Source organism: Mycobacterium sp. (genome assembly GCF_047975165.1).
Taxonomy (GTDB): domain Bacteria; phylum Actinomycetota; class Actinomycetes; order Mycobacteriales; family Mycobacteriaceae; genus Mycobacterium.
In genome coordinates this window covers 1-2225 of record NZ_JBKECZ010000090.1, presented here as the reverse complement: position 1 = coordinate 2225, position 2225 = coordinate 1, and the positions used below count along the sequence as shown (strand labels likewise).

General features: G+C 64.7%; 3 protein-coding genes. All 3 read right to left on the bottom strand.

What is annotated here, in order from left to right:
- Positions 1-796: protocatechuate 4,5-dioxygenase subunit alpha (ligA, locus tag ACK5M9_RS09425; protein ID WP_416892908.1), on the bottom strand; the 796-nt coding region annotated here is incomplete at its 3' end.
- A gap of 1 nt (position 797) precedes the next feature.
- The gene (locus tag ACK5M9_RS09420) at positions 798-1733 is read right to left on the bottom strand and encodes an amidohydrolase family protein (protein WP_416892907.1); all 936 of its coding nucleotides are present in this window, start codon (positions 1731-1733) and stop codon (positions 798-800) included.
- Positions 1734-1735: 2 nt separating this feature from the next.
- The coding region (locus tag ACK5M9_RS09415) for a 4-carboxy-4-hydroxy-2-oxoadipate aldolase/oxaloacetate decarboxylase (RefSeq protein ID WP_416892906.1) at positions 1736-2225 on the bottom strand (490 nt) is incomplete at its 5' end.

The window sequence follows — 2225 nt, the reverse complement described above, 5'->3', positions numbered from 1 at the left end:
CGTTGACCAGCGTCAGGTCGAAATCGTCCTGGATGATCGACTGCGCCAGGTGTGCGGCGAGCTCCGGGTAGCCCTTCACATCGGGCACCGGGCGCGGACCGTAGCCCTCGTCGGCGACCGGGTAGTGCTCGCCGGTACCGAGCACGAAGGTGGGGATGATGTTCGCGTCGAACGCGGTCGCGTGGTCGTTGTAGACGAGGATGACGACGTCGGGCGTGTTCTCCTTCACCCACTTGCGGGTCCACTCGTACCCGTCGAACACCTTCTTCCAGTACGGCTCCTCGGTCTTGCCGAGGTCCATCGCGGCACCGATCGCCGGCACGTGCGGGGTGAACAGTGCGGAGGTGTATTTCGCGGGCGGGTTCGGGCGCAGCGTCTCCGCCTTCTCTCCCGGTGCCGGCGGGGTCCACCCGTCGAGGTCCTTCAGGCGAACACCCTCGGGGCGACGTCCACCGGCGACCATCATGTCGCGGTAGGCCGCTTCGCTCATTCCGGTCATCGACCCGGCCATCTGCTGGAAGCTCAGGCCGTGGGTGGCACCGAGCTTGCTGAGGAAGTAGATGTTTCCACCCTCAGCCAGGCAGAGGTTCAAGTCGAGGTCGAGCACACCCTTGCGCTGCGCCGGTGTCAGTTGCCATTCGTCGAGGTAGCTCTCGCGGTCGGCAAGATAGCGCTCCCTGTTCTCCGGCTTCATCAGCGACATCGCGAACTGATTCAGGTGGTAGCCCTTGCGGGCCTGCTCGGCATCGAAGATGATCGTGCCGGGGATGTCTTTGTAGGGCTTGTCGAGTGCCATATCAATCTCCTTTGGGCCAGTACAGTCGCCGGGGGTTGTCGACGAGCAGCTGGTGCTGCACGGCGGGGGTCGTGGCGATCTGCGGGATGTAGTCGACCAGCAGCCCGTCATCTGGCATGTGGTCTTTCAGGTTGGGATGGGGCCAGTCAGTACCCCACAGCACGCGGTCGGGGAACTCCTCGACCACGCGACGGGCGAACGGCACCACATCGGCATATGCGTGCTGCTCACCACCAAGCGCGCGGGGACCGGTGACGGTGAGCCGCTCGGGACACGACACCTTGGTCCACACGTTTGGGTTCTCGCGCATGAAACGCAAGAAGAGTTCGAACTCCGGGCCGTCCGGGTCCTTGGTCACATCGGGTCGGCCCATATGGTCGACGACGATGTCGGTCGGGATGTTCGAGAAGAAGTCGTACAGGTCCGCGAGATCGTCCGCTTCGAAGTAGATGACGACATGCCATCCAAGCGGAGCGATCTTGCCGACGATCTCGTCGAGTGAGTCGGTGGGGACGCGGTCGACGAGGCGCTTGACGAAGTTGAAGCGGACACCTCGCACGCCCGCCTCATGCAACTCGGCAAGCTCCGAGTCGGTCACATCCGCTCGCACGGTGGCGACACCGCGTGCCCGTCCATCGCTGCGGCGCAACGCGTCGACAAGTGCCCGGTTGTCCGCGCCGTGACAGGTCGCCTGCACGATGACATTGCGATCGAACCCGAGGTGGTCGCGCAGCGCGAACAGCTGATCGGCGCTGGCATCGCACGGGGTGTACTTTCGCTCGGGTGCGTACGGGAACTGCGCACCGGGGCCGAAGACGTGGCAATGCGCGTCGACCGCGCCGGGCGGCAGGGTGAACGTGGGGCTGCTCGGACCGTCGTACCAGTCCAGCCATCCTGCCGACTTCTCGAAGTCGCCGGTGACCTCACCATGCGCCATCGTCAGTCCTCCACGTATTCCAGGCCTGCGTCGGCCAGGGGCCCGCGCATGCCGTAGAGGTCGAGGCCGAGCACTCCTTGACGGAGCTGCTGCCGTTTGGACTCTTCGTTATCCTCTCGCTTCTGGCTGGCGTCCGCTACCGCCGAGACGAGTTCCCTCGGCACCACGACGACGCCGTCAACATCGGCGACGACAACGTCGCCGGGGTTCACCAGGGCGTTCGCGACGACGACCGGGATGTTCACCGAGCCGAGCGTTGCTTTCACGGTGCCCTTCGAGTTGATCGCGCGAGAGAACACCGGGAAGTCCATCTTCTCCAGGTCGGCAACATCTCGGACGCCACCGTCGATGACAAGACCCTTGCAGCCGCGGGCGGTCAACGAAGTCGCAAGCAGTTCTCCGAAGAAGCCGTCCTCGCTCTCGGTGGTGCAGCCGGCGACGACCACATCGCCTTCCTGCACGTGTTCGACAGCGGCGTGGAACATCCAGTTG